The sequence below is a fragment of the Mycoplasma elephantis ATCC 51980 genome, assembly GCF_000687815.1.
GTDB classification, from domain to species: Bacteria; Bacillota_I; Bacilli_A; order Mycoplasmatales; family Metamycoplasmataceae; genus Mycoplasma_H; species Mycoplasma_H elephantis.
The window spans coordinates 1-25365 of sequence record NZ_JHXU01000008.1 but is presented as its reverse complement, the minus strand read 5'-3'; the positions used below and the strand labels follow the sequence as shown (position 1 = coordinate 25365).

Here is a 25365-nt window from a genome sequence, read left to right as displayed (position 1 = left end):
ATTAATGATATGGTACACCCTACAGGGTTCGAACCTGTGACCCATGGATTAAGAGTCCACTGCTCTACCGGCTGAGCTAAGGGTGCATAATATTAATATTATATATTATTAGATTATTAATATTTAATATAATTTTTACATGAAACGTATTATAGCATCAGAGAATGATAATGGTAGATCGATTTTTAAATTTATTAGTAAGTATTTTAATAATTTACCCGAAAATTACATTTATAAATTATTGAGAAATAAAGATATAAAAATAAATTCAACAAGAATAAAAGATCCAAGAACAAAAATTAATACAAATGATGTAGTAGAAATTTATACAAATGAGGATATAAATTTTGAAAAATATAAAAACTTCAAAATTAAAATCAATGTTGTTTACGAAGATGATAATGTGTTAATAATAAACAAAGAAAAAAATATGGTTGTTCATGGTGAAAAAAATAGCTTGGATGATGCTGTTAAATCTTATTTGCATTATATTCAAGAAGACTCATTTGTTCCTAGTCATGTAGGAAGACTTGATAAAGAAACATCCGGATTAATTATATATGCAAAAAATTATGAAACATTAGTGAGTTTGAATAAAGAATCAAAAAATATTGACAAAATTTACACATTTGTATCTAATAAAATTTATTCGAAACAAATGTATTCAATCCCAATATTAAAAAGTGAGAAAGATAAAAAAATGATTGTTTCAAATTCGCCAATCGCAAAAATGTCGCAAACAATTTTATGAACTGAAGGAAAATTTAATTTTGCGCAAATAATAACAGGTAGAAAGCATCAAATTCGTGTTCTTTTACAACATTTAAAAGATCCAATATTAGGCGATAGAAAATATGGGGGTAAAATGAGAGAACGTCTTTATTTACATTGTTATAACATAAAATTTAATTTAAAAGAAAGTTTAAAATTAAAATATTTAAATACAAAAAAAATATTTTCATATCCAGAGTGATGAGGTAAAAATGACTAAAATAGATAAAAAAACACTAAAACAAATTGCAAATGATTTATTAATTGATGCAGATGATGATGTTATTGAAAGTATTATTCAAGAATTTTCTTCAATTAAAAGAAATTTTGACTTAATAAAATCAATAAATGTTGATAATGTGGAACCGATGTTTCAAGTTGATGAAAACCCAACATCTTGATTAAGAGAAGATATAGAAGCTTTTAATTATTTGAAAAAATCCCAAATTCTAAAAAATGCCGCAAGAAAAAATGATGATTATGTAATTATTAAAAAGGTTGTGAAATAATGATTGTAAAAGGCGATGTAAAAAAAGCTATCATTGAATTACAAAATGATAAGAATAATGCGGTGATGAAAGTTCTAGATTACAAAAATAAAAATGAAGGCATTTTATCTGATGTATGTTTTACGATAAAAGATATTTTTGCTACCGATTTTTGTAAAACCCAAGCTTCAAGTAAAATATTAGAAAATTTTGAACCAGGATATACTGCTGATTGTGTAAAACTATTAATAAATGAGGGGGCAATTCCGGTTGCAAAAGTTCATAATGACGAATTAGCATTAGGTGGGACGGGTACATATAGTGCATTTGGGGTGGTTAAAAACCCTCTTGACGAAGAAAGGTATGTTGGTGGTTCATCAAGTGGTAGTGCTGCTACATTAACTAAAAATATTGGATTTGCATTAGCCAGCGATACTGGTGATAGTGTTAGATTGCCTGCTTCATTTGTTGGAAAAGTTGGTTATAAACCATCATATGGAGCCATATCTAGATATGGCATGTTTCCTTATGCATCTAGCTTAGATACAGTATCTTATTTTGCTCATAATGTAAGTGATATTGCAACAATATCAAGAGTCCTTTTTAAAGTTACGAACAATGATATGACAACAAAAAAGGTAAATATAGAAAATGTTAAACTTTCAAAACCTAAAACAATAGCTATTTTAGATTTTAAAAATATACTTAATGATTATGTAAAAAAATCATTAAATGATTTAACAGAAAAATTAATAAATGAAGGAATTATCCTGAAATTTATTGAATTTGATACAAATTTAGCAAATTCAATAAAAGCTGTTTATGATATTATTTCTTATTCAGAAGCAAGTAGTAATTTAGCAAATTTAAATGGAGTTGCGTTTGGTAACCGTGTAGAAAAAAATGAATGACAAGACACATATAAACAAACACGTAAATGCGGGTTTGGGAAAATGGTTCAAAGAAGATTAACTTTAGGCTCGTTATTTTTAAAAGAAGAAAATCAACATGAGCTATTTTTGAGGGCGGCAAAAGTTAGAAGAATTTATAAAAATTATATGAACCAATTTTTAAATTCTTATGATATTGTAATTTATCCCGCATCAAATGGTATTGCGCCTAAATTCACAGAAAATAAAAAACCTGTTTATATAGATTGAATTTTAACGGGAGCAAATTTAATAGGTAATCCTTCAATAACTATTCCATTGGATAAGCATAATAATTTACCATTTAATTTAGCTATAGATAGCAAATTATACAATGATGAAAAATTATTAAGTTATGCGCTATATATTGAAAAAATTATAAATTTTGAAGGAAGTAAATAATGAAATTTGAAACAATAATAGGTATTGAAATACATTTAGAACTTAACACGAATACAAAGATGTTCTCTCATTCAAAAATAGATTTTAGCGCAGAACCAAACACTAAAGTAAGTCCTGTTGATATTGCTTATCCAGGTACATTGCCACTACTTAATAAAGAAGCTGTAATTTCAGGTATTAAATTAGCAAAAGCATTAAACATGGAGATAGATAATTTATTGCGTTTTGATAGGAAGAATTACTTTTATCCAGATCTCCCCAAAGGTTTTCAAATAACTCAACAATTTCACCCAATAGGCAAAAATGGAATATTAAAATTAAATGTTAATAATCAAGAACATATTATACAAATAGAGAGAATACATTTGGAAGAAGACACGGCAAGACAACATCATGAATTGGAAGATACATTTATAGATTATAATAGGGCGGGTATACCTCTTATAGAAATAGTTACAAGACCAGTTATTCATAATGCTGATGTTGCCGCAAAATATGTTGAAACAATTCGTCAAATAGCACTTTCTCAAAACATTTCTAACGCAAAAATGGAACAAGGTTCATTACGTGCAGATATCAATTTATCTCTGCGCCCTTTCGGCTCGAATTTATTTGGGACAAAAGTAGAAATTAAAAATATCAACTCAATTTCTAACATTAAAAAAGCTATAGAAAATGAAATTGAAATTCAAACAAGAAAACTTTTAGCAAATATTAAAATTGAGCAAGAAACAAAAAGATTTGATGAAGCAACACAAAAAAATATTGTTATGCGCAAGAAAACCGGTGTTATAGATTATAAATATTTTAGAGAACCAAATATACCAACAATAAAATTAGAAAAAGATTTTATTGATTCAGTTATATTGTCGGAACTTCCTTGAGAAAAAGAAAAAAGATATAAAGACAACAATGTAAATGAAATATATTCAAATAGACTACTTAATGACTACTCATTAGCAAATTTTTTTGATAATATAAATTATTCAAATCTTGAAAAAAAATCAAAAATATTTTTTAATGAATTTGTAGCATTTGCGAATACAAAAAATAAACATATTACAGAGATTGATATAACGAATAATCAAATTAAAGAATGCCTTGAGTTACTTGATGAAGGAATAATTTCAGGAAAACAATTAAAGGTATTAGTTCCCTTACTTCCAAATAATTCAAGTAAAATAATTGATATTATCAAAAAAAATGATTTAATGCAAATTTCGGATAAAAGTGAATTAACTAAAATAATCAATAGTTTGATAACGAATGAATTAAAGGAACAGTACAAACAAAATCCGGAAAGAGTTCTTCGTCAAATTAATGGTTTACTAATGAAAAATACGAATGGTAAAGCAAATCCAATTGTTTCTAATAAAATAATATTAGAGAGATTAGAAGATGATTAATTGGAATTATTTTAAAAAATATGAAAAATCAAGATTAAAAGAAGAGCAACAAGGTATTTTATCTTGTAGTTTTTCGGATAAGATCTCTTTCCCTAAATTAAAAAGAAAAACAATTTTGGAAACAACAATTAAATTTTTTATAAATATAATATTTTTAATTTCTATACCTAAAAAAAGAAGACTAAACAAAAATAAAAATAAAGAGTTAGTAAATACAACTTACAATCAAATTTCATCAAAAGAATTCAAATTTATTCCAAGTTCTACATCATTTCATTTATTAGTTGCCTTTGTTCCAATTATTTCTATGGTTTTTGGACTTTTATATTTAACAAATAATGAATTTGCGGATAGTTTTAAAGAAAATATATTAAGTAGAATAATACCAGGTATTGAAAAAACAATAGATGGAACTAGTTTTATCGACAATAAAATATCTAATATAAGTGCTTTTAGTGTAGTATTTGCATCTTCTTTATTTCTTGGTTCAAGTGGTTTCTCAAGTTTAATATTCACACAAAATTATATTTATAAACACAAAACAATGGGTAATGTTTTTGCTAATAGAATTAAAGGAATTTTAATTGTGTGTAGCATAACAATTTTCCTATATTTATCATCTCTTACTTATTTAGTAACGTTAAAAATATTATCATTAGATAGAAATTTAAATACATTCAAACTTTTGTGGTCTTATATATTGCTTAGTGTTTGAATAATAGTAACATTAATTATTGGTATATCATTACTTTTTAAAATGTCTCCAACTTTTAAATTGAAATGAAAACAAATCGTTCCGGGCGTAATAATTGCGGCAACTCCAATGATTTTATTTTCAATAATTTTTGGATTTATTTCATCAATTTTTGATTATGGAAAATATGGCATTATAGGCACACTTCTTTATTTAAGTGTATTTATATATGTCATTACATATTTTATGTATTTAGGAATAATAGCGAATGCAGCTTATTTAAAAACATATTTCACAATTAGAACACAAAATAAGTTTAATTGAGCAAATATTTTTCGTAGAAAAAAATAAAAACACAAACATAATTAATGTTTGTGTTTTTAATATTTTATTAATGTTATAACTTCAATTCCCTCAGATTCTAAAAGTTCTCTACCTTTTAAATCCTTTAATTCCATTAATAAAATTATTTTTTTAACAATAGCCCCTTGACTTCTTAATAATTTAATAATAGCTTTTGTGGTTCCTCCGGTGGCTAGAACATCATCCACAATAGAAATTGTTTGTCCTGGTTTTATAAAGTTTTTTTGTAATTCTAACTTATTAACACCATACTCAAGATTATAATCAATGGAAACAACTTCTCCCGGCAATTTATTTGGTTTTCTAACCATTATAAATGGTTTCCCCAAATTGTAAGCAACGGGTGTTCCAAATAAAAATCCTCTCGCATCAGGCCCCACAATAACGTCTGTATCATTTGCAAAATCAGACATTCTATTTATTGTATATCTTAGTGCGCTAGAGTTTGCAAGCAATGGAGAAATATCTTTAAACAAAATTCCAGGTTTTGGAAAATCTTTAACATCTCTAATAAATTTCTTTAAATCAGTGTCTTTCATAACTAAAAAATTATAATAAAAAAATGTTTTTTATATTTATATAATTTATAAAAAAAGAAAGTTATATGATGAAGAATTTATATATTGATTTGGGTAACACATATTTAAAAATTTATAAAAAAGAAAATGGAAAAATTATTATTTTAGAACGATATTTAGTAAAAAGGGATGATACTAGTGGTTTACTTTTTAGCATTGTTTTAAAACACATAAATTCATTATGCAATTACAATATTTATTTAATTAATGTAAATTTTAAGCATCAAAATTTAACATCATTGTTGAAAGAAAAATTTAGTGTTATACAACCAAAACAAGAAGAAATTTTAGATATTATTAATACAAATGATAAGGTTGGTAATGACATTTTGGCATCAATTAAGTCTATTAATGAATTAAATTTTAAACCTACAATCATTGTTAGTTTAGGCACGTTTGTGACAATTACATTTGTGAAAGAATATAAAAATAATCGTTTTAAAATAGAAAAAATTTTAATTATTCCCGGGTTATTTAAGACTATTAAATTGTCAAACAAATTATTGAAAAAATCAGTAAATAATGTTGAAATTATTCAGAATATATATAAAAACGGTTATCAATTAAATAATGAAAAATCGGTTATTTTTGGCATATTAGATTTATTTAAATATGGAATAATTGGGATTATAGAAAAATTTAAAAACAATTATAAAATAATTGCAACAGGAGGAGATTGTTGATTATTAGAACAAATAGATTGGATAGAAATAGACAAATATATTTTGGTTAAAGGTTTGGAAAAGATGAAATAAAAATAAAACCATTCGGTTTTATTTTATTATGTCTGAAATATTAATATCTAATTCGCCTGTAACAAGGACATCTTTAAGTGCTTCAATTCCATCAATAAATGTTTTTTCCTTAACATGTGAATTTATTGCATCTTGTGATTTTCAAATTTCTACAAATGCATAAGTTAATTCATCAATTTTAATTAAATTATAACTATGGTTGCCGCTTTCTTTTCTTGAACTAATAACAAGTCGATCAGCAATTTTTAAGAAATCATCAACACGGCCCTTTTTAATGTTACCTTTAGCATATATAAATTTCATAATGTATATCCTTTCTTTACATCTTTGTAAATATATATTTTATTTGTATATATAATATTTTATTATGATTACTGTAAAAAATTTAAAATTTAGATATTCACAAAATAATGAATATGCATTAGATGATGTAACCTTTCATATTCCTGAAGGAAAATATGTAGCAATAATGGGACATAATGGAAGTGGTAAAAGTACACTTTCAAGATGTTTGGTAGGCTTATTTAAGCCTGAATCTGGAACAATTGAATTGGATGGAATTACTATTTCTAAAAAAACATTACCTGAAATAAGAAAGAAAATAGGAATTGTTTTTCAAAACCCTGATAACCAATTTATTGGAGCAAGCGTTGAGGATGATATAGCTTTTGGTCTTGAAAATAGATGCATATCTAGAGAAGAAATGAAAGAAATAATTTTAAAACTTGTAAAAAAAGTTGATATGGAACCATATTTACAATATGAGCCACAAAATCTTTCTGGCGGGCAAAAACAAAGAGTGGCAATCGCATCAGTTTTAGCTCTTAATCCAAAAATAATTATTTTTGATGAAGTCACCTCAATGTTGGATCCGAAAGGTAAAAAAGAGGTTTTAAATTTAATTAAAGAAATTCAAAAAAATGAAAATAAAACATTAATTTCAATTACTCATGATATGGAAGAGGCTATAAATGCTGATTATTGTTTAGTTTTTTCTCACGGTAAATTAATAGCAAGTGGAAGTCCTGTTGATATTTTAAAGGATAAAAAAATTGTTGAAGAGGCAAAAATAGATTCACCATTTATTTATAGATTATCATCACAAATAAAAAATGTTGATTCAACATATGATGAAGAAAATTTGATCGAGGCATTATGCAAATAAAAGTAAAAGAATTAACAAAAATTTTTAATAAAAAGTCATTGCTTGAGCATGTTGCTGTTGATAATGCTTCATTTAATGTTGAACAAGGTGAATATATAGGAATTATCGGCCCTACCGGGAGTGGAAAAACTACATTTATAGAACATTTAAATGCTCTTTCTCTACCAGATAAAGGACAAATTGATTGAATTTTTAATACAAAAGGCAAATTATCTAAAAAACAAGCCTTAAAATACTGTGTAAAAGATTGAAAAAATCGTCATGAGGAATATTCATATATAGAACATCTTATTTTTGACGCTAAAAAAAGAAAAAAAAATAAAAAGGTAAAAGACATTCGTAAAAGAGTGGGTGTTGTTTTTCAATTTGCTGAATATCAGCTTTTCGAAGAAACAGTCATAAAAGATGTTGCGTTTGGCGCAAAAGCATACGGAGCAAATAAAGAGGAATCATTAAAAAAGGCAAGAAAGTATTTAGAAATAGTGGGTATGCCAAAAGTATTTTGGGAAAGAAGTCCTTTTGGACTAAGTGGCGGTCAAAAAAGACGTGTAGCACTTGCCGGTATTTTGGCTATTGAGCCAGATGTTATGATTTTTGATGAGCCAACAGCTGGTTTAGATCCTGCCGGAGTAATTGATGTTTTAAATATTTTTGATAAACTAAATGAATTAGGCAAAACAATAATTATAATAACTCATGATTTAGATAATATTTTAGAACACACAAAACGTACAGTAATGTTTAATAAAGGGAAAATAGTCTATGATGGAGATACATATGAATTATTAAAAAATACTAATTTTTTATATGAAAACAACATGCAACCACCTCGTATACTTGAATTTGTAAGCAAATTAGAAGAACATGGAATAAAAGTTCCAAGAATAATTAATGAAAAGCAACTTATTGATTTTTTAAACAAATATATGGAAGGAAAGGAAAAAGATGAAAAATAGTTTTGGTCGTTATGTTCCCGGAAATTCACTTGTTCATAACATGAACCCAATTCTAAAAATAATTTTAAATATTGTTTATATTGTTTTAGCTTTTTTAACACAAAATTTTTTCATATATGCAATTCTATTAATTCCATTAATTATTATGAATATAAATTCAACAAAAAAAGTAATACCATTATTAAAAATGTGAATTACGCCAATTTTAATTGGAATAATTATTCTAATTATAAATTTTTACCTAATGAATTACAAAGATAAAAATGATAATGAAGCAATTTTTAAATATTATAGCGAAAATAGTGCTGGTCTATATTCGGTAGAAAATATAAAAAATCATATTTGATACAAAGGAACATTTACTATTTCTTTATTTGCAATTTTAAAAACAGCTTCTATTGTTATAAGAATTTATATTATGATTTTAGCTACAACAATATTAACTAATACAACAAAACCAATAATGATAACTGTAGCTCTTGAAAAAATAATGCTACCACTTAGAATTTTATTTATACCAACGCAAATAATTTCAATGATAATATCTATTGCTCTTCGTTTTATACCAACATTGCTCGATGAAACTTTAAGAATAATGAAAGCGCAAGCATCAAGAGGAGTTGATTTTAAACATGGTAAGTTTACCGAAAAAGCAAAATCATTGATAACACTTATAATACCTTTATTTGTTACTAGTTTTACAAAAGCTGAGGATTTGGCAAATGCTATGGAGACACGTGGATACAATCCTTATGAAAAAAGAGGAAGATATAGAAAAATGAGTTTTCTTTGACAAGATTATATTGTTTTATTTTTACTTGTAGCTTTTAGTGTGTTAGTAATTTGTTCTTATACAAAAATAAATGTTATCCCATATCCTAATTGATGATTATGAGGTTTTGCGGGATTTTAGAAAGGAAAATATTATAAATAATATATAATAAAAAAATTATGAGAAAAGAAGTTAGATTAAAAAACAAGGTCATTGCTTTAAAAAGAAAAAATAAATTAAGAAAAGAAGCATTACATAGACAACGTTTAGAAGAAAAATAAAAAAATAAAAAAATAAAAAAATAATTTTAAATAGTGTATACTATTACTAGTGGCTATAGCAAAGAGGTCCACCTGATACCATTCCGAACTCAGTAGTTAAGCTCTTTTACGCCGAAGATACCGGAAACGGGAAAATAGGAAGCTGCTTTTTTTTATTCCTTTTTTGCTAATAAAATATAATTCAATTATGACATTTGCTCACAGAATTAAAGAAGAGATCATGAATAAAGATTTCACTTTACCTAAAATTGAATCTCTTATTAATGGTATTATGGTTTCATCATCTAGACATGATGTAAATTTTCATTATGTTGTTTTTAATAATAAAAAAATAACAAATTTTTTTATTGAAAATTTAAAGATTTTAAACATTAAATTTCAACATATCCTAACAAAAAAACAAATAATTATCCCTCTTTCTGAGTATGATATAAAACTAAATTTTGTTGATAAAACAAGTTTTTTTGCGGGCATGTTTTTGGGTAGTGGATCAATAAATAAAATTAATTCAACCTATTATCATTTACAAATTGGTGTTGTAAATGAGGATATGGGCAATAAGATTATGGAAATAATTAATGCTTATGAAAATTTTGACTTTAAATTACTTAAGCAAAAAAATAACTATATTTTATACATAAAAAAAATAGATTCGATTTGCGATTTTTTAAGAGCTATAGAAACACCTATTTCATATTTGGAACTAGAAAATAAAAAAATAGAAAGAGATTTTCAAAATAATTTAAATCGTCAAGGAAATATTGATATTGTTAACATAAATAAAACTCTAAAGGCTAACGAAATGTTTGTTCAAATGTATAAATTTATCAAAGATAATAAGTTATTAAAAAATTTTTCTGATGAACAAATAAGTTATTTTAAATTAAGGCTTAAACATCCTGGGGCATCATTAAATATTCTTGTTTCAGAGCTACAAAAAAATAATATAAAAATAACAAAAAGCGGATTAAACCATTGAAATAAAAAACTTAAATATTTTTATTTAAAATTTAAAAATGTATAATAATCATAGTTTTTAAAGGAGGAACATGTTTAAAAATATCAAAACTCAAAATACTAATGAATATGATGAGTTTTTAACAACAAGTAATTCGAAATTAAAAGAAAGAAGCATTTTAAATGGCTCATTAATTTGAGTTGGGCTAGGTTTATTATTTACGGTTCTTTTTACTTATTTAGAAGCAAAAACTCAAATGTTCGGCAAATTAGTACAAAATAACATCCAAACTGTAGCAATAGTTGCTTTGATTGCTGTGGTATTCATTTTAATAGGAAATTTTACTATTTATATCATGCCTTGATGATTAGTTTTAATTTACTATATAACTTTCACGGTTTTAGAAGGTATATCAATAAGTTATTTATTATTATTTGCTCTACAAGATTTTACTACAGCAGAATTTACGTTATTATTAGCAATACCTGCTGGAGTTACGTTATTAATGGCTATTTTAGGACATTTTAACATTATTAATTTTGGCAAAATATGACCATTAATTCTAGGATTATTTATTTCTATAATAATATTTGGTATAGTCTCATTCTTTGTAACTAGTCATTTATTATTTACTCTTTATACATCATTAGGTTTTATCGCCTACTCATTAATGATTGGTTTTCAAATTTGAAAAATAAAAAAAATGGATGAAAATGTATTTGCGGTTAATGCAATGCCATACAAGGAATATTTAAAAACAACATTGATTATTGGAACATCGCTATTAATTTCAATTCTTGAATTAATAAGATTTGCATTTATGTTGATGAAATTGTACAAAGATTAAAATGGCTAAAAGGCCATTTTTTATTATTTGTAATTTTGTATAATTTATAAGTTATTTAAAAAGGAGATTAAATGAATTTTGTTAAGTATTTAGATGAACAAGTTAAAAAATTAGAGACAAAAAAAATAGTATTAATTGATGGCGAAGACAAAAGAACACAAGAAGCTGCCAAAATATTAAAAAAATACAAGAATATAAAAACTATTTTATTAACTGATAAAGATATAGAAAACAACGATTTATCATTTCTAAATATAAATGATGATTTAGAAAAAAAAGATAAATACGTAAATGATTATGTTGAAATAAGAAAAGGTAAAGAAACAAAAGAACAAGCAATTGAAAATCTTAAACAATTACCTTATTATGCAATGCTCATGTTGCATAATAATGAAGTAGATGCTGTGGTTGGCGGATTAAATTACTCAACTGCAGACATTCTTCGTGCTGCTTTTAAGGCTATTGGACCAAAACCAGGAACAAAGACTATTTCTTCGCTTATGATTATGCATAAAAAAGATGAAAATTATATATTTGGGGACATTTCAATAAATATTAAACCAAATGAAGATCAACTTGTTGAAATTGCTCAAAACACTGCTTCTTTCGCAAGAAGTTTGAATATAGAACCGAAAATTGCATTTTTATCATTTTCTACCAATTTTTCTGCAAAAAGCGATGAATCAATATTGGTCCATTCAGCAACTGAAAAATACAATAATTTAAATAAAGATAATTTAGCAATTGGAGAAGTTCAATTTGATGCTGCATTTGATATGACCGTAAGAAATGCTAAATATAAATTACCAACATTTGAAGGAAAAGCAAATATTTTTATTTTCCCAACTTTAGACGCTGGTAATATTGGTTATAAAATTGCTCAACGACTAGGTGGATTTGGAGCAATTGGACCAATTGTTACTGGAACAAAAAAAGTTGTTAATGATCTATCAAGAGGCTCAAGTGTTGATGATGTTGTAAATACTGTTTTAATCAGTGCATTACAAACAAAGGATAAATAATGTCGAAAATACTAGTTATAAATGCGGGTAGCAGTTCAATTAAATTAGCGTTATTTGAAAAAAAAGACTATAAATTAATTTCTAGTGGCATAGCTGAGAGAATCACTTTACCAATAGGAAAGATTTTGATTAAATACAATGGCGAAAGATTTGAAAAAGATGTTGTAATGTCAAATCATAAAATAGCAGTTGAACACATATTAGAAATGCTTTCAGAACATAAAATTATAAAAGATGCAAATGAAATTGAATTTATTGGATTTAGAGTTGTCCAAGGGGGACCATATTTTGATAGAGCATCAAGATTAGGTGAAAAAGAAATTAATCTTGTTGAAAAAGCATCAATTTATGCACCATTACATAATCCTGGTGCAGTACAAGCAATGCGGGCATTCAAAGAAGTTATGCCAAAAGCAAAAATGTCAGTTAATTTTGATACAGCTTTTCATACAACAATTAGTAAAGTAAACAATACTTATGCATTACCAAAAGAAATGAATGAAAAATATGGAATAAAGAAATATGGAGCTCATGGAATAAGTCACCGTTATATAACTCTTGCCCTTCAAAAAATTTTAAATAAAGATAAAGTAACATTTGTTAACTTGCATATTGGTAACGGCGCAAGTCTTTGTGCAGTTAAAGATTCAAAATCATTTGATACTTCTATGGGATTAACCCCACTTGCCGGAATTATGATGGGAACAAGAAGTGGTGATATTGATCCTTCAATTCATGAATTCGTTATGAAACAAGCTAATATAAGTATTGAGGAATTTACAAATACATTAAACAAAAAATCTGGTTTATTAGGTGTTAGCGGAATTTCTAGCGATATGCGTGATATTCAAGCGGCAGCTAAAAAAGGTAATAAGGATGCAATTTTTGCATTAGATTTATATGCCCAAAAAATAGCGGATTATACAGCATTATATGCAAATAAAATAGGCGGCAACCCAGATGCGATTGTGTTTACAGCTGGAATAGGCGAAAATGTTGCTAGTGTCCGTCAAAATATAATAGACAAATTACATTTTAAAAATATAAAAATAGATTATGAGATTAATACTAATAAAGTTGAAGGTGAATATACATTAATTTCAACCCCTGATTCAGAAGTAAAAGTCTATGTAATACCAACTAATGAAGAACTTTTAATTGCTCAAGATGCAATTAAGTTATATAGCTAAAAAACGCTCATGCGTTTTTTATTTAAACTTAATTATGTGTAAAGTTTTTTTGCTTTACACATTTATTTTATGTTATTATTTATAAGAATAAAAAAGGAGACATATGGTTAAATTAAGATTAACTCGTGGTGGTAAACGTTTTAGTGCGTTTTATAGACTTGTAGCAGTAGATGCTCGTCAAGCTCGTGATGGTCAATTTATTGAGAATCTAGGAACTTACGATCCGCATAAAAAAGATTTATTTGTTAAAGAAGATCGTATAGCTGAATGACTTGCAAAAGGTGCTCAACCATCAGAAACATTTAAAAATTTACTTAGAAGCAAAAATCTTTGAGAAAAACTTCATATATCAAAAAATACCAAACCTAAAAAAGACAAACAAGCAAAACCTGTCAAAGAAGTAAAAACAAAATCTACCTCTAAGACAACAAAAGAAGCTAAACCAAAATCAACAACAACAAAAAAATCGGTAACAAAGAAAACTACTGAAAAAACAAAAAAATAATAATGAAAATTAATTTTTTAACACTTTTTCCCAAATATTATGAGGCATTTATAAATGAATCAATTATTAATAAAGCTTCAGAAAAAGGGTTAATAAAATTTAATATTGTTGATTGAAGACAATTTTCTAACAATAAACAAAAAACTGTGGATGATACTGTTTATGGTGGTGGTGCAGGAATGTTATTGATGGTAGAACCAATTGATAAAGCTCTTAATACTATTAATGGATATAAAGTACTTATTTCTCCACAAGGTAAACCATACACTCAAAAAGATGCTCATCGTTTATCCAAATTAGATGAAATAATATTTATAGCTGGTCGATATGAGGGTTTTGATGAGCGTGTTAATGAATTAGTTGATGAAACTATTTCAATAGGGGATTACATTTTAACAAATGGAGATATAGCAGCTATTATTTTAGCTGATAGTATTATTAGATTAATCCCTGGTGTTATAAATGAAAATTCATTTAAAAATGACTCATTTGAAAATGAAGGATACTTGGATTATCCACAATACACAAAACCACGCGAATATAAAGGAATGAAAGTTCCTGAAGTATTATTAAATGGAAATCATAAAGAAATAGAAAATTGAAGAAAACAACAACAAATTGAAAAAACTAAAAAGTTGCGTCCAGATATTATTGAAAGGATTAAAAATGAGAAATAAATTATTGGAAGTTGTTGAAGCTAGTCAGTTAAGAAATGATTTGCCCGAATTTAGCACAGGTGAAAACGTTAAAGTTTATGTTCGTATTAAAGAAGGCGATAAAGAAAGAATTCAAATTTTTGAAGGTTTAGTAATTAGTAAAAAAGAATCAGGAACAAGGGAACATTTTACTGTTCGTAAAATTTCTGATTCAGGTGTTGGTATTGAAAGAACTTTTGCGTTACACTCAACTCTTATTTCTAAAATAGAAGTGACAAGAAAGAATAAAGTTCGTCGTAAAAGACTTTGATTTATGCGTGATAGAGCAGGTAAAAAAGCTCGTCTTAAAGAAATTAGAAGAAAATAAAAAAAGCACTATGTGCTTTTTATTTATTTTATAAATATTGTATATATAAATAGACAAATATATTTATAATTATTTTATGGATATAAAACAAATCTTATCTGATCTTGGTAGTGATATAAAAAACTTACGAAAAGAATAGGGAATGTCACAGGAAGAATTGGCTAAAAAAGTAGGTATTGAAAGAACACAACTAACTGAAATAGAGCAAGGACAAGTTATGGGGGTTCAATTTTTAACAATTTGAAAAATATATAATGGATTACAAAGAAAATTAAAAGCTATTATTGATGATAATTTATTAGTGCTTCATCCATTTGTTAAATGAGTCGGAGGGAAAACACAATTATTAAGCGAAATTGTTAAAAGAGTACCTAAAAATTATGGCACATATTTTGAACCATTTGTCGGAGGAGGTGCTTTACTTTTTAAATTACAACCCAAAAAATTTGTGATAAATGACATTAATAAAGAATTAATGATTACATTTGAATGTTTTAAAAATAAAACAACAATAAATAATTTAATTAATACTTTAAAAGAACATGAAAAAAATCATTCGGAGAATTATTTTTTACATATAAGAAAAATGGATCAAGAATCTAATTTTTTTGAATTACCAAATTATATAATTGCAGCTAGATTTATATATTTAAATAAAGCTTGTTTTAATGGAATGTACCGCGTTAATTCTAAAGGTTTTTTTAATGTACCAAGCGGAAAAAAGAAAAAAATAAATTCATTTAACTTTCAAAATTTTATGAATTTATTGACTTATTTTAAAAATTCAAAAAATATTTTTTATACAAAAAATTTTGCGAAATCACTTAGTTCCGTACAATCTAATGATTTTATTTATTTTGATCCACCATATGATAATTTAGAGAGCAAAAAAACATTTGACTCTTATAATAAAAATTCATTTGGAAAAGAAGGGCAAATAGAATTATCAAAAATATTTAAAGAAATGGATAAAAAAGGAGTATACGTTATGTTGAGTAATCATAATACTCCCTTAATTCGTGAGTTATATAAAGAATATAAAATAGAAATAGTACATGCTAGACGAATGATTAATAGTAATGGTGAAGGTCGAGGAGCAATTGAAGAAGTTATAATTACAAATTATAATTATAATGAGGATGCATAAAATGATAAACAACCGAGATTTTGAAAAATGAATATTAAAATTGAAAGAAAGTATTGCAAGTTATAAATATTTTGTTTAATTTAAAGTTGTATACAACAAACTCAAATTATTAAAAAAAGAAATAATGGAATTAAGCAAATTAGTTGGTAAAAATAAAATTAAGGAGGAATTTGTTAATTTATGTAAGAAAAAACCATGAATCATTAAATGTATACCATGTTTGTTAGCTGTGCGAAATACAAATATATCTGGCATAAATTTTAAATTTGATTTCAATGATTTTAATTTGAGTCAAAAACGTATTGAAGAGCTTACTTATTTTATGGAACAAACCGGATTATTTAAATTACTTAATCATAATATAAATAATCTATTTGATTATTTATTGGGTGTTGAGGTAGGTTTGAATAGTAATGCAAGAAAAAATCGTACAGGAAAATTAATGGAGGATTTAGTAGAAGACTATATTAAAAAAGCAGGTTTTATTAAAGATCAAACATATTTTAAGCAAATAAATTTAATAAAATTATTTGAAAAATTTAATAATAAAGAAAATTATTATAAAAAAGAATTGGATTTTAACAAAAGATTTGATTTTGCTATAAAAACTTCTAAAAATTTATATGTATGTGAGTGTAATTTTTATTCACAACCAGGTTCCAAACCTAATGAGGTTGCAAGGTCGTATTTATTATTAGCTAAACAGTATGAAAATATAAGCAATATAAAGTTTGTTTGATTTACTGATGGAATTGGATGAATTAGTTCTAAAAACATTTTAAAAAATACATTTCTAAATGTAAGACATATTTACTCAATAGATGATTTAGAAAATGGGGTTCTCAAAACATTGTAAATGATTAAAAATTTTCGTCTTTACTATATATGTTATAGAGGAATATAATATTTATAAAAGTATAAAAGGAGAATTATGTGATTTAGTAAAAAAAGTTTAAGTATTGTTTCGCCCTGTGATGGTGTTGTTAATGATTTAAAATCATTAAATGACGGCGTTTTTAGTGAAAAAATGCTAGGAGATGGAGTTGCAATTAAAACCAAAAAAGAAAAAATAAATATTTATGCTCCATGTGATAGTATTTTAGAAACTGTATTTGATACAAAACATGCATATGGAATTTCAACCAAAAACACAAAAATATTAATTCATATTGGAATTGATACTGTTGAATTAAAAGGAAAGGGATTTGAATCTTTTGTTAAACAAGGACAAACAGTTAAACAAGGAGATCATTTATGTACAGTTGATATTAACGAAATTTCTACTCATGTTTCTAGTTCAGATATCATTATCCTTGTTTTACCAGAATCAATTAATAAAAACATATTTGATTTAAAACTTGGTGAGACAAAAGTAAATAATGAAATATTTAAGGTTAAATAATGCCAGTTCTAGAAATAATTTCTAAAGATTTAGATGATTTAAAATTATTAAGTAAATACAAAAATATACGTACTGAATTTTGTAGTAGCATGGACCATGGAGGATATACTCCAAGCATGAATGATATTAAAAAAGCTGAAATTTTAAATGTTGATACCGTATTAATGGTAAGGTTTACTGAACCATTTGAAAATGAGTACAATGAAAAAATTATTAAAAAAACTGAAGAAGTTTTAAATTTTGCACGGAATATAAAAAATATTTCAAGATACGTTTGTGGTTATTTAAGAAATAACCAAATAGATGAAAACTTGGTTAATAATCTTAAGAAATACCCTAATTTGAAATTTACGTTTCATAGAGCATTTGAAAGAATAGAAAATAAAGAAGAAGCATTAAAAATTTTAAATTCATCTAATTTTGATACTATATTAACTTCATTTGATTTTTATAATTTAAATGAAATAAAAAAATATAAGGAATGACAAAATAAGTATCATATTACTTTTTTGATTGGGGGCGGCATCAAAATTGAAGATATTCCTTACCTAGTAAAAAACGGATTCAATAATATTCATTTGGGTAGGGCAGTTCGTATAAATTCATCATGAAATGAACCAATTGATGAAGATAAGTTAAAGAAAGCAATAGAGTTTATGGGGTTAAAATAAGATGATTTATAAAAACGCATTAATAGTAACACATGATAAAGAATTTATAGGATACATAGAAATAGATGAGCAAACAGGTAATATTTTAAATATTAAAAAAGGCAAAACAACTAAGAAGGGTATAGATTGTACGAATAAAATTATAATGCCGGGTTTTATAGATTCTCATACTCATGGAGGATATGGGTTAGATTTTACCGATATTGATCAAAAAGATTTTGATAAGAATTGAAAAGAATATGAATCAAATTTATCTAAAGAAGGTGTTGTGGGAGTGTTTGGTGCAAGTGTAACGGTTTCTACAGATAGATTAAAAAATATCGCTTTATCATTCCGAAAGGCAATAAATAAATATGAAGATACATTACTTGGTTGATATATGGAGGGTCCTTTTATTTCAATTGAAAAAAAAGGCGCACATGATAAAACTCTCATAAAACCAATAGATGAAGATATATTAAACTGATTAAAAAATAATTTTTTTAATAAATTAATTATTGTTATTGCGGCAGAAAATAATGATTTAGATTTGTTAAAAAAATATAGCGATATTTTTGAATATAGTATAGGTCATTCAAATGCATACAATTTATCAAAAAATGGCATGATAAATAATTTTTCTAGAGTAACTCATTTATATAATGCTTGTTCTAGTTTTCATCATAGAAATGATTCAATTGTTAATACCATTCTAACATATAAGCCTTTACCAAATAATTTTAGTGTAGAAATTATTGGTGATGGTATGCACACAAGTAATGATGTTCTTGAATTTACATACAAAAATATTGAAAAACACAATTTAACAATTGTGTCAGATTCTTTGGCTCAAAAAGGTTTGAGCGATGGGTATTATATGTTGGGTAGCTTAGAAACAGAAAAAAAAGGAGATCTTTTTTATTTAAAAAACACAAATACAATTTCAGGAAGTGGAAAACCTTATAATCGAATTGTTGATAATTTTAAAAAAGCCTGCAACCCAACATGAAGTGAATTAGTATATTTTACTTCATATAACATTGCGAAAAAATATGGTTTGTTAGACAAATATGGAACAATTAAAGAAAACAAAAAAGCAAATTTTATTTTAATTGATAAAGATATCAATGTTGAATTATTCTATAAAAACGGGGAATTGATTTATAAAAAACAAGATTAAAACTCATTTGTTAATTCAATGAGTTTTTTTGTTATTCCTTTTTCTCTTCATGTATGTCCGCATCCATCAATAATAAAAAGTCTTGATTTTGGTAGTCTTTTATGCAATAAGTATGCTTGAATAGGTAAACAATCCATATCCAATTGTCCATGAACTATATCAATTGGTATATCTTTAATTTTGTTAGTATTGTTTAGAATAAAGTTTTCATCATTCAAAAATAATTTATTAATAAAATATCAATTTTCTAGTCTTGCTATCGATAAACATTCATATGGATTACTTTCTTTATTTGTTTTTTGTTTTTTTACAGAAATTAAAGAACCCTCTCATTCTGCTCAATGTTTAGCAGCTTGTAAACAAATATTTTTATCTTCCGAATTTAATAATTTATAATACGCATTAATTAAGTCATGGCGTTCATCAGGGTTAATAATAGAAATATATTTTTCGTATTCTAACGGGTAAAATTTGGATGCGCCGGTTTGGTTTAATCAAAAAATATCCTCTTTTCTTCCTAAAAACACTCCCCTTAATATCATTTTATGAATGTTATTAGGGTATTTTATTGCATATAATAAAGAAAGCGTGGTGCCCCAAGAACCACCAAAAAGAGATATTTTATCTAATTTTAAAAATCTTCTTAGTTTTTCAATATCTTCTATTAATTCATTTGTGTTATTATCTTTTATTTCTGCGTAAGGTGTAGAATTCCCACATCCCCTTTGGTCATAAAAAATAATTTTAAATTTATCAGGATTAAATAATTGTCTGGCCTCTTTAGATGAAGAACCACCAGGTCCACCATGAATATTTATTATAGGAATTCCATTTGGGTTTCCGCATATTTCATAATACATAGTATGTAAATCAGATAATTTTAAGTAACCTTTTTCATAAGGTTCTATTTTTTTATATAAATATTTTTTGTACATAAAAAAATTATATATAAATAAAAACAGGCATGCGCCTGTTTTTATTTTGTATATTAATCTAATTGTTCTCCAATGTGATCTTTAATTTCATTGTTTACATTTTCAACATGCGTACCAATAATGGCTTGTACTGATGTGTCAGAAATTCTTTTAATTCCGATAACTCCACCCTTTTTAAGAAGTGATTCATCAATCATATTAGCATCTTTTAAAGTATATCTTAATCTTGTTGAACAATTTTGATATTCAACAATGTTATCTCATCCACCAAAACCTTTAACTATGTATTTTGATTTTTGAGAAAGCTCTCCAGAAACTTTATTATTTGTAGATGTTTCTTCTTCTACTTCAATTCTTCCTGTACCACGACCTGGTGTTTGAAGATTTAATTTCTTAATCATAATAAAGCTAATAAAGAAGTATACTGCTGAAGTAACTGCGCCAATTGGAATTAATCATAATGGATTTCTTATAATTGCTTCAAATCCTGTGTAGTTTTCTGCAATTATAGCAAGTGATTTAGGAAAACTCAACAAGTAGTCAATTAAACCTGCTGAAAATCCGAATCCGATTTGAATTCCGAATAAACCAACAATAGCACCGAATATTCCAGTTAATACTGCATGAATTCCATATAGTAATGGTGAAACAAATAAGAATGCAAATTCGATTGGTTCTGTAATACCAGTTAAAAATGAAACAGCTGCTGCACTACCGAAGAGTGCGATAACACGTGTTTTTTGTTCTTTATCTTCTGCTGTAAAATAGAGTGCTGCAACCATAGCTGGAAGACCGAACATCATAACTGGGAAGAAACCAGATTGGAATGTACCCGCTGTATTACCTTTTGCTATTCCGCTTAAGAAAATCGTTATATCACCATTAATGATTTCCTTATTAGCGTTAATATGTTCACCTAATTGGAATCAGAAGATGTTATTTGGTATATGGTGTAAACCAAATGGTATTAATAGTCTATTTAAAAATCCATATGCCCCCATAATAACAGCATTTGCTCAACGATTACCGGTTGCATCACCTAACGCTTTAGATAATACATAAATAATGTAAGCTATTCATGGAAATACTAATGCTCAAGCTATACTAAGCACTAATATTGAGAATATTGTAATAACAGGAACTAATCTTTTTCCTGAAAAGAAACCTAAAACTTTTGGTAATTCAATATCTCTTGCATTATTATAAATAACAGATACAAGAATACCAACTAATATACCATTTAAAACATTAGCTGACATTATAGCATCATATTTATTACCAAGTAATCCTGCAAAACCTAGTCCTTTAGCACCGCTAAATTGAATTTTTCCATAAAAAACATCAACTAAGTTAGCGCCACCACTTTTAAGAAGTGTCATAAGAAGAAGCATTCCTATTAAACCAGCAAATGCAGCTTCCCCCCTATTTTCTTTTGATAATCCAAATGCAATACCTACCGCAAATAAAATAGGTAAGTTACCAAAAACAATATCTCCACCAGCAGCTACAAAAGCTTGAATAAATTTAGAAAATACTGTTGTTGTTGGTATTTCTGCTCCAATACGCATCAAAATAGCGGCTATTGGTAATACAGCAATTGGGAACATGAGTGCTTTACCTAATTCACTCAAATAGTTAAGTATTTTTTTACCAACTGACATAGTCATTATTTAACCCCCTTGACATTACGTTTTTTTAGTCAAGATAAAATAACAGTTGTTGCAACACTAGCAATAAGCAAAATTAAGAACACTAATGAAAATCCCGCTATTAAGTCAGCGCCCATTGATGGTCCTAATTTGTTTTCGCTAGAAATATTTGCCTTGAGTGCAAATAAAATAATTAAAGCCAACATTCAAACTCCTGTAGCAATTCAGAGTGAAAGTTGGATAATTTTATCGCGTCCAAGACCCCCTTTAATAAAAGACATCTTATCTCCTTTTTGATATGTATATAATTAATTACATATCTACAATAAATTATAAAGTTAATAAGTATATTTCTTGCTTAATTGTAATTTTTTGGTTATGGAAAATTACCACAATTAATATTAATTAGCAGTCTTATATATAGAGTGCTAATTTTATGCTATAATAAAACAAGGAGGTAAAAATGGATTTTAATTTAGATGATATATTACAAAAATTTATGAAAGATAATGATATAAATAATAATAAAAAGAAATCAAGTAATTTAGCAAAATACGGAAGAAATTTAACTGATTTAGCGCTTCAAAATAAACTTGAACCAGTCATAAATAGAGATGATGAGATAAGACGAATGATTCGTATTCTTTCACGTAAAACAAAGAATAATCCAGTTCTAGTTGGTGAACCAGGGGTTGGTAAGACCGCAATAGTTGAAGGTTTAGCTAAAAAAATATCTGAAAACAATGTCCCTGAAAATCTTAAAGGAAAAGAAATTTATGAAATTGACTTGCCCCAAATTATTGCGGGAGCTAGTTTTCAAGGACAATTTGAAAAACGTTTAAAAGATATTTTAAAGGAAATTGAAGATTCAAATGGAGACATAATTGTTTTTATTGATGAAATTCATATGCTTGTAGGTACAGGGAAAAATTCACAATGTGGTATGGATGCGGCGAATATTATAAAACCATTAATGGCTCGTGGCAAAATGCATTTAATTGGCGCTACAACTTATGATGAATATAGAAAATACATTGAAACTGACCCCGCGCTTGAACGTCGTATGCAACCAATACAAGTTGAAGAGCCAACAGTTGAAGATACAATTACAATTTTAAGGGGTATTAAAGAGCGTTTTGAAACATATCATAGTGTAAAAATAACTGATGATGCACTTGTATCTGCCGCAAAATTAAGTTGTAGATATATAAGTGATCGTTTTTTACCTGATAAAGCTATAGATCTAATAGATGAGGCTGCCGCAACCATAAAAACTGAGATGAACTATCAACCTGAAGAATTAGAAAAAGCAGAATTAGAAAAAGCCCATCTCGAAATGGAGAAAGAAGCCATTAAAAATAGTCCTGACAAAAAAAAGAGATATGATGAAGTTGTAAAAAATATTTCGAATATTGATGTAGTTATAACTAAATTAAAAGATGAATGACAAAAAGAAAAATTAGAATTAGAAAAATTATCAAAACTAAATAAGAAACTTGATGATTTAAAACATATGATGAATTTATACAGAACAGAAGGTAATTTTGCTGATGCTTCAAAAATAATGTATAAAGATATTCCAGATACAGAAAAAGAAATTGAAAAATTAAAAAATAAAAATAAAAAAAATCTAGTAAAAGAAACAGTTACCGAAGAAGAGATTGCTCAAATTATTTCTAAGTGAACAAAAATTCCGATTACTAAATTGCTTGAAACTGAAAAAGATAAAATACTTAATCTTGAAAGTATTTTAACTAAAAGAGTAAAAGGACAAAATGAAGCTGTTGAAGCTGTATCGAAGGCCATTGTTAGAGCAAAAGCCAATGTTAACGATCCTAATAGACCATTTGCTAGCTTTTTATTCATGGGTCCTACGGGAGTAGGTAAAACAGAATTAGCTAGAACTTTAGCTTATGCCTTATTCGATTCTGATAAACAAATGATTAGATTAGATATGTCGGAATATATGGAAAAACATAGTGTTTCTAAAATATTGGGTGCTCCTCCAGGATATGTAGGATTTGAGCGAGGTGGTCAACTTACAGAAAGGATAAGAAAAAATCCTTATACAGTATTATTGTTTGACGAGATCGAAAAGGCTCATCCCGATGTATTAAATATATTGCTTCAATTATTAGATAATGGTCAAATAACTGATTCTAAAGGAAGAGTAATAAATTGTAGAAATTTAATTGTTATTATGACATCTAATTTAGGAAGTGATTTGATTTTAAGTAATGAATTTAATATGAATAAACATAAAGATATTTTATTAAAGTCATTTAAACCAGAATTTGTAAATAGGATTGATGAAATTATTACGTTTAATGCTTTAGATAATAATACAATTAGAAATATTGCCGGTTTAGAACTTGAAAAATTATCATCAAGAATTTTGCAAAATTCAACGATTTCTATTGAATTTGACTGAAAAATTTTAGATTATGTTTCTAAAAATGGATATGATTCTCAATTTGGCGCACGCCCTATAAAAAGATTTATACAAAATAATCTAGAAAGTTTTATTGCTTATAAAATTATTGATGAAACATTAAAACCCAATAAAAAATACTTGATAACTTACGAAAATAATGATTTAAAAATAATCAACAAAAAATAAAAATAAATAGACCTAAATTAAATTAGGTCTATTTTAATTAATTTTTATATCGATAATTACATTATAAAAATTATTCTAATAAATAATTAGAATTTACAATCTCTAAAAAACTTTATATAAAAATTATTCCATGTTATTGATTATTAAATTTTAGTATAAGGTATATTTATTAAACAAAATTATCAAACATTCTCAAAAATTTTTAGGAATTTGCTCATTAAGTTTTTAGTTATAGTTTTTTTTATCATATTTTTTTATATCTTCAACATGGAATGACTTAAGCATTTTTACATTAGACTTTAATTCTACAACATCAGATTTTAAGATTTTTATATCATTTTCTATTGCATTTAATCTAGGGTTTATTTCATCAAGAATCTCAGTTTTTAGTTTTTCATTTGATTCATCAAGCATATTCTTAAACACTGGTATTATTGCTTGAATAAGACCATTTCAATTATTTTGCTCTGGTATTTTTGCCTTTTTATTTTTCATGTCATTTCCGTTTCATTCCAATAGAATGTAAGAATTTTCTTTATTCTCTTCATTTATCATTCTATCACATTTGACATTCTCGAATTTGTTGAAAACTTGATTTATATCTTTTTTGGTAGCTTTTTCAGTTTTTATCAATGTTATTTTTTCTATTTTTTTCGTCATTTTCTTGGTTCCTCCAT

At 26.2% G+C, this 25365-nt stretch carries 27 protein-coding genes, 1 tRNA gene, 1 rRNA gene and 1 pseudogene; 23 read left to right on the top strand and 7 right to left on the bottom strand.

What is annotated here, in order from left to right; genetic code table 4:
• Positions 1-10 precede the first annotated feature (10 nt).
• Positions 11-86: transfer RNA gene (locus tag T380_RS0102350), tRNA-Lys, on the bottom strand.
• A gap of 53 nt (positions 87-139) precedes the next feature.
• On the opposite strand from T380_RS0102350, the gene T380_RS0102345 reads away from it, so the two are divergent.
• Genes T380_RS0102345 through T380_RS0102325 form a run of 5 tightly spaced genes read left to right on the top strand, consistent with a single transcriptional unit; the run spans position 140 to position 5041 of the window.
• Positions 140-991, top strand: a complete 852-nt coding sequence (locus T380_RS0102345) for an RluA family pseudouridine synthase (protein ID WP_027334307.1) — start codon at positions 140-142, stop codon at positions 989-991.
• The gene (locus tag T380_RS0102340) at positions 984-1280 is read left to right on the top strand and encodes an Asp-tRNA(Asn)/Glu-tRNA(Gln) amidotransferase subunit GatC (RefSeq protein WP_027334306.1); all 297 of its coding nucleotides are present in this window, start codon (positions 984-986) and stop codon (positions 1278-1280) included. Before T380_RS0102345 ends, T380_RS0102340 begins: the two co-directional genes overlap by 8 nt.
• Complete coding sequence (locus tag T380_RS0102335) at positions 1280-2590, top strand: amidase family protein (protein WP_027334305.1); 1311 nt, start codon at positions 1280-1282, stop codon at positions 2588-2590. Before T380_RS0102340 ends, T380_RS0102335 begins: the two co-directional genes overlap by 1 nt.
• Positions 2590-3996 carry an Asp-tRNA(Asn)/Glu-tRNA(Gln) amidotransferase subunit GatB gene (gatB, locus tag T380_RS0102330; protein WP_036436924.1) on the top strand — a complete coding sequence of 469 codons (1407 nt, stop codon included), beginning with the start codon at positions 2590-2592 and terminating at the stop codon, positions 3994-3996. Before T380_RS0102335 ends, gatB begins: the two co-directional genes overlap by 1 nt.
• Positions 3989-5041: a YihY/virulence factor BrkB family protein gene (locus T380_RS0102325; RefSeq protein ID WP_027334303.1), complete on the top strand. Its 1053-nt coding sequence runs from the start codon at positions 3989-3991 to the stop codon at positions 5039-5041. The genes gatB and T380_RS0102325 overlap by 8 nt, the downstream gene beginning before the upstream one ends.
• 29 nt (positions 5042-5070) lie before the next feature.
• Here T380_RS0102325 and T380_RS0102320 read toward each other — a convergent pair whose 3' ends face one another.
• Positions 5071-5592, bottom strand: a complete 522-nt coding sequence (locus tag T380_RS0102320; protein WP_036436921.1) for an adenine phosphoribosyltransferase — start codon at positions 5590-5592, stop codon at positions 5071-5073.
• Positions 5593-5660: 68 nt separating this feature from the next.
• On the opposite strand from T380_RS0102320, the gene T380_RS0102315 reads away from it, so the two are divergent.
• A complete protein-coding gene (locus T380_RS0102315) occupies positions 5661-6386 on the top strand; it encodes a type III pantothenate kinase (RefSeq protein ID WP_169734560.1) in 726 nt (241 codons plus the stop codon).
• A gap of 18 nt (positions 6387-6404) precedes the next feature.
• Here T380_RS0102315 and T380_RS0102310 read toward each other — a convergent pair whose 3' ends face one another.
• Positions 6405-6689: a putative quinol monooxygenase gene (locus tag T380_RS0102310; protein WP_027334300.1), complete on the bottom strand. Its 285-nt coding sequence runs from the start codon at positions 6687-6689 to the stop codon at positions 6405-6407.
• A gap of 64 nt (positions 6690-6753) precedes the next feature.
• On the opposite strand from T380_RS0102310, the gene T380_RS0102305 reads away from it, so the two are divergent.
• The 16 genes and pseudogenes from T380_RS0102305 (at position 6754) to T380_RS0102225 (ending at position 19484) form a co-directional block, all read left to right on the top strand.
• Positions 6754-7551 carry an energy-coupling factor transporter ATPase gene (locus tag T380_RS0102305; protein ID WP_027334299.1) on the top strand — a complete coding sequence of 266 codons (798 nt, stop codon included), beginning with the start codon at positions 6754-6756 and terminating at the stop codon, positions 7549-7551.
• Positions 7542-8507 carry an ATP-binding cassette domain-containing protein gene (locus T380_RS0102300; protein WP_027334298.1) on the top strand — a complete coding sequence of 322 codons (966 nt, stop codon included), beginning with the start codon at positions 7542-7544 and terminating at the stop codon, positions 8505-8507. The genes T380_RS0102305 and T380_RS0102300 overlap by 10 nt, the downstream gene beginning before the upstream one ends.
• On the top strand, positions 8497-9420 hold the full coding sequence (locus tag T380_RS0102295; protein ID WP_027334297.1) for an energy-coupling factor transporter transmembrane component T family protein: 924 nt from the start codon (positions 8497-8499) through the stop codon (positions 9418-9420). The genes T380_RS0102300 and T380_RS0102295 overlap by 11 nt, the downstream gene beginning before the upstream one ends.
• A gap of 185 nt (positions 9421-9605) precedes the next feature.
• Positions 9606-9711, top strand: a 5S ribosomal RNA gene (gene rrf / locus T380_RS0102285).
• Between the two features lie 36 nt (positions 9712-9747).
• A complete protein-coding gene (whiA, locus tag T380_RS0102280) occupies positions 9748-10584 on the top strand; it encodes a DNA-binding protein WhiA (protein ID WP_156930198.1) in 837 nt (278 codons plus the stop codon).
• 25 nt (positions 10585-10609) lie between these two features.
• The gene (locus tag T380_RS0102275; RefSeq protein WP_027334295.1) at positions 10610-11365 is read left to right on the top strand and encodes an MAG0110 family membrane protein; all 756 of its coding nucleotides are present in this window, start codon (positions 10610-10612) and stop codon (positions 11363-11365) included.
• Positions 11366-11436: 71 nt separating this feature from the next.
• Complete coding sequence (locus T380_RS0102270; protein ID WP_027334294.1) at positions 11437-12387, top strand: phosphate acetyltransferase; 951 nt, start codon at positions 11437-11439, stop codon at positions 12385-12387.
• Positions 12387-13577 carry an acetate/propionate family kinase gene (locus tag T380_RS0102265; RefSeq protein ID WP_027334293.1) on the top strand — a complete coding sequence of 397 codons (1191 nt, stop codon included), beginning with the start codon at positions 12387-12389 and terminating at the stop codon, positions 13575-13577. The genes T380_RS0102270 and T380_RS0102265 overlap by 1 nt, the downstream gene beginning before the upstream one ends.
• A gap of 103 nt (positions 13578-13680) precedes the next feature.
• Positions 13681-14082, top strand: a complete 402-nt coding sequence (rpsP, locus tag T380_RS0102260) for a 30S ribosomal protein S16 (protein ID WP_027334292.1) — start codon at positions 13681-13683, stop codon at positions 14080-14082.
• A 2-nt stretch (positions 14083-14084) separates the two neighbouring features.
• Complete coding sequence (trmD, locus tag T380_RS0102255; RefSeq protein WP_027334291.1) at positions 14085-14759, top strand: tRNA (guanosine(37)-N1)-methyltransferase TrmD; 675 nt, start codon at positions 14085-14087, stop codon at positions 14757-14759.
• A complete protein-coding gene (gene rplS / locus T380_RS0102250) occupies positions 14749-15105 on the top strand; it encodes a 50S ribosomal protein L19 (protein ID WP_027334290.1) in 357 nt (118 codons plus the stop codon). Before trmD ends, rplS begins: the two co-directional genes overlap by 11 nt.
• A gap of 142 nt (positions 15106-15247) precedes the next feature.
• Complete coding sequence (locus T380_RS03955) at positions 15248-16252, top strand: Dam family site-specific DNA-(adenine-N6)-methyltransferase (protein WP_156930197.1); 1005 nt, start codon at positions 15248-15250, stop codon at positions 16250-16252.
• A gap of 91 nt (positions 16253-16343) precedes the next feature.
• Positions 16344-17108, top strand: a pseudogene (locus T380_RS03950) (type II restriction endonuclease); the annotation flags it as partial.
• Between the two features lie 75 nt (positions 17109-17183).
• A complete protein-coding gene (locus tag T380_RS0102235) occupies positions 17184-17654 on the top strand; it encodes a PTS sugar transporter subunit IIA (protein WP_027334289.1) in 471 nt (156 codons plus the stop codon).
• The gene (locus T380_RS0102230) at positions 17654-18325 is read left to right on the top strand and encodes a copper homeostasis protein CutC (protein WP_027334288.1); all 672 of its coding nucleotides are present in this window, start codon (positions 17654-17656) and stop codon (positions 18323-18325) included. Before T380_RS0102235 ends, T380_RS0102230 begins: the two co-directional genes overlap by 1 nt.
• A gap of 1 nt (position 18326) precedes the next feature.
• Complete coding sequence (locus tag T380_RS0102225) at positions 18327-19484, top strand: amidohydrolase family protein (protein WP_027334287.1); 1158 nt, start codon at positions 18327-18329, stop codon at positions 19482-19484.
• On the opposite strand, the gene pip is transcribed toward T380_RS0102225, so the two are convergent.
• Genes pip through T380_RS0102210 form a run of 3 tightly spaced genes read right to left on the bottom strand, consistent with a single transcriptional unit; the run spans position 19481 to position 22349 of the window.
• Positions 19481-20419: a prolyl aminopeptidase gene (gene pip, locus T380_RS0102220; RefSeq protein ID WP_036436916.1), complete on the bottom strand. Its 939-nt coding sequence runs from the start codon at positions 20417-20419 to the stop codon at positions 19481-19483. The genes T380_RS0102225 and pip overlap by 4 nt on opposite strands.
• 53 nt (positions 20420-20472) lie before the next feature.
• Positions 20473-22086, bottom strand: a complete 1614-nt coding sequence (locus T380_RS0102215; protein ID WP_027334285.1) for a PTS transporter subunit EIIC — start codon at positions 22084-22086, stop codon at positions 20473-20475.
• The gene (locus T380_RS0102210; protein WP_027334284.1) at positions 22086-22349 is read right to left on the bottom strand and encodes a hypothetical protein; all 264 of its coding nucleotides are present in this window, start codon (positions 22347-22349) and stop codon (positions 22086-22088) included. Before T380_RS0102210 ends, T380_RS0102215 begins: the two co-directional genes overlap by 1 nt.
• Positions 22350-22531: 182 nt before the next feature.
• Here T380_RS0102210 and T380_RS03945 point away from each other — a divergent pair, with 182 nt between their 5' ends.
• Positions 22532-24688 carry an ATP-dependent Clp protease ATP-binding subunit gene (locus tag T380_RS03945; RefSeq protein WP_051599973.1) on the top strand — a complete coding sequence of 719 codons (2157 nt, stop codon included), beginning with the start codon at positions 22532-22534 and terminating at the stop codon, positions 24686-24688.
• 225 nt (positions 24689-24913) lie between these two features.
• On the opposite strand, the gene T380_RS03940 is transcribed toward T380_RS03945, so the two are convergent.
• A partial coding sequence (locus T380_RS03940) for a hypothetical protein (RefSeq protein WP_036436908.1) occupies positions 24914-25365 on the bottom strand: 452 nt, incomplete at its 5' end.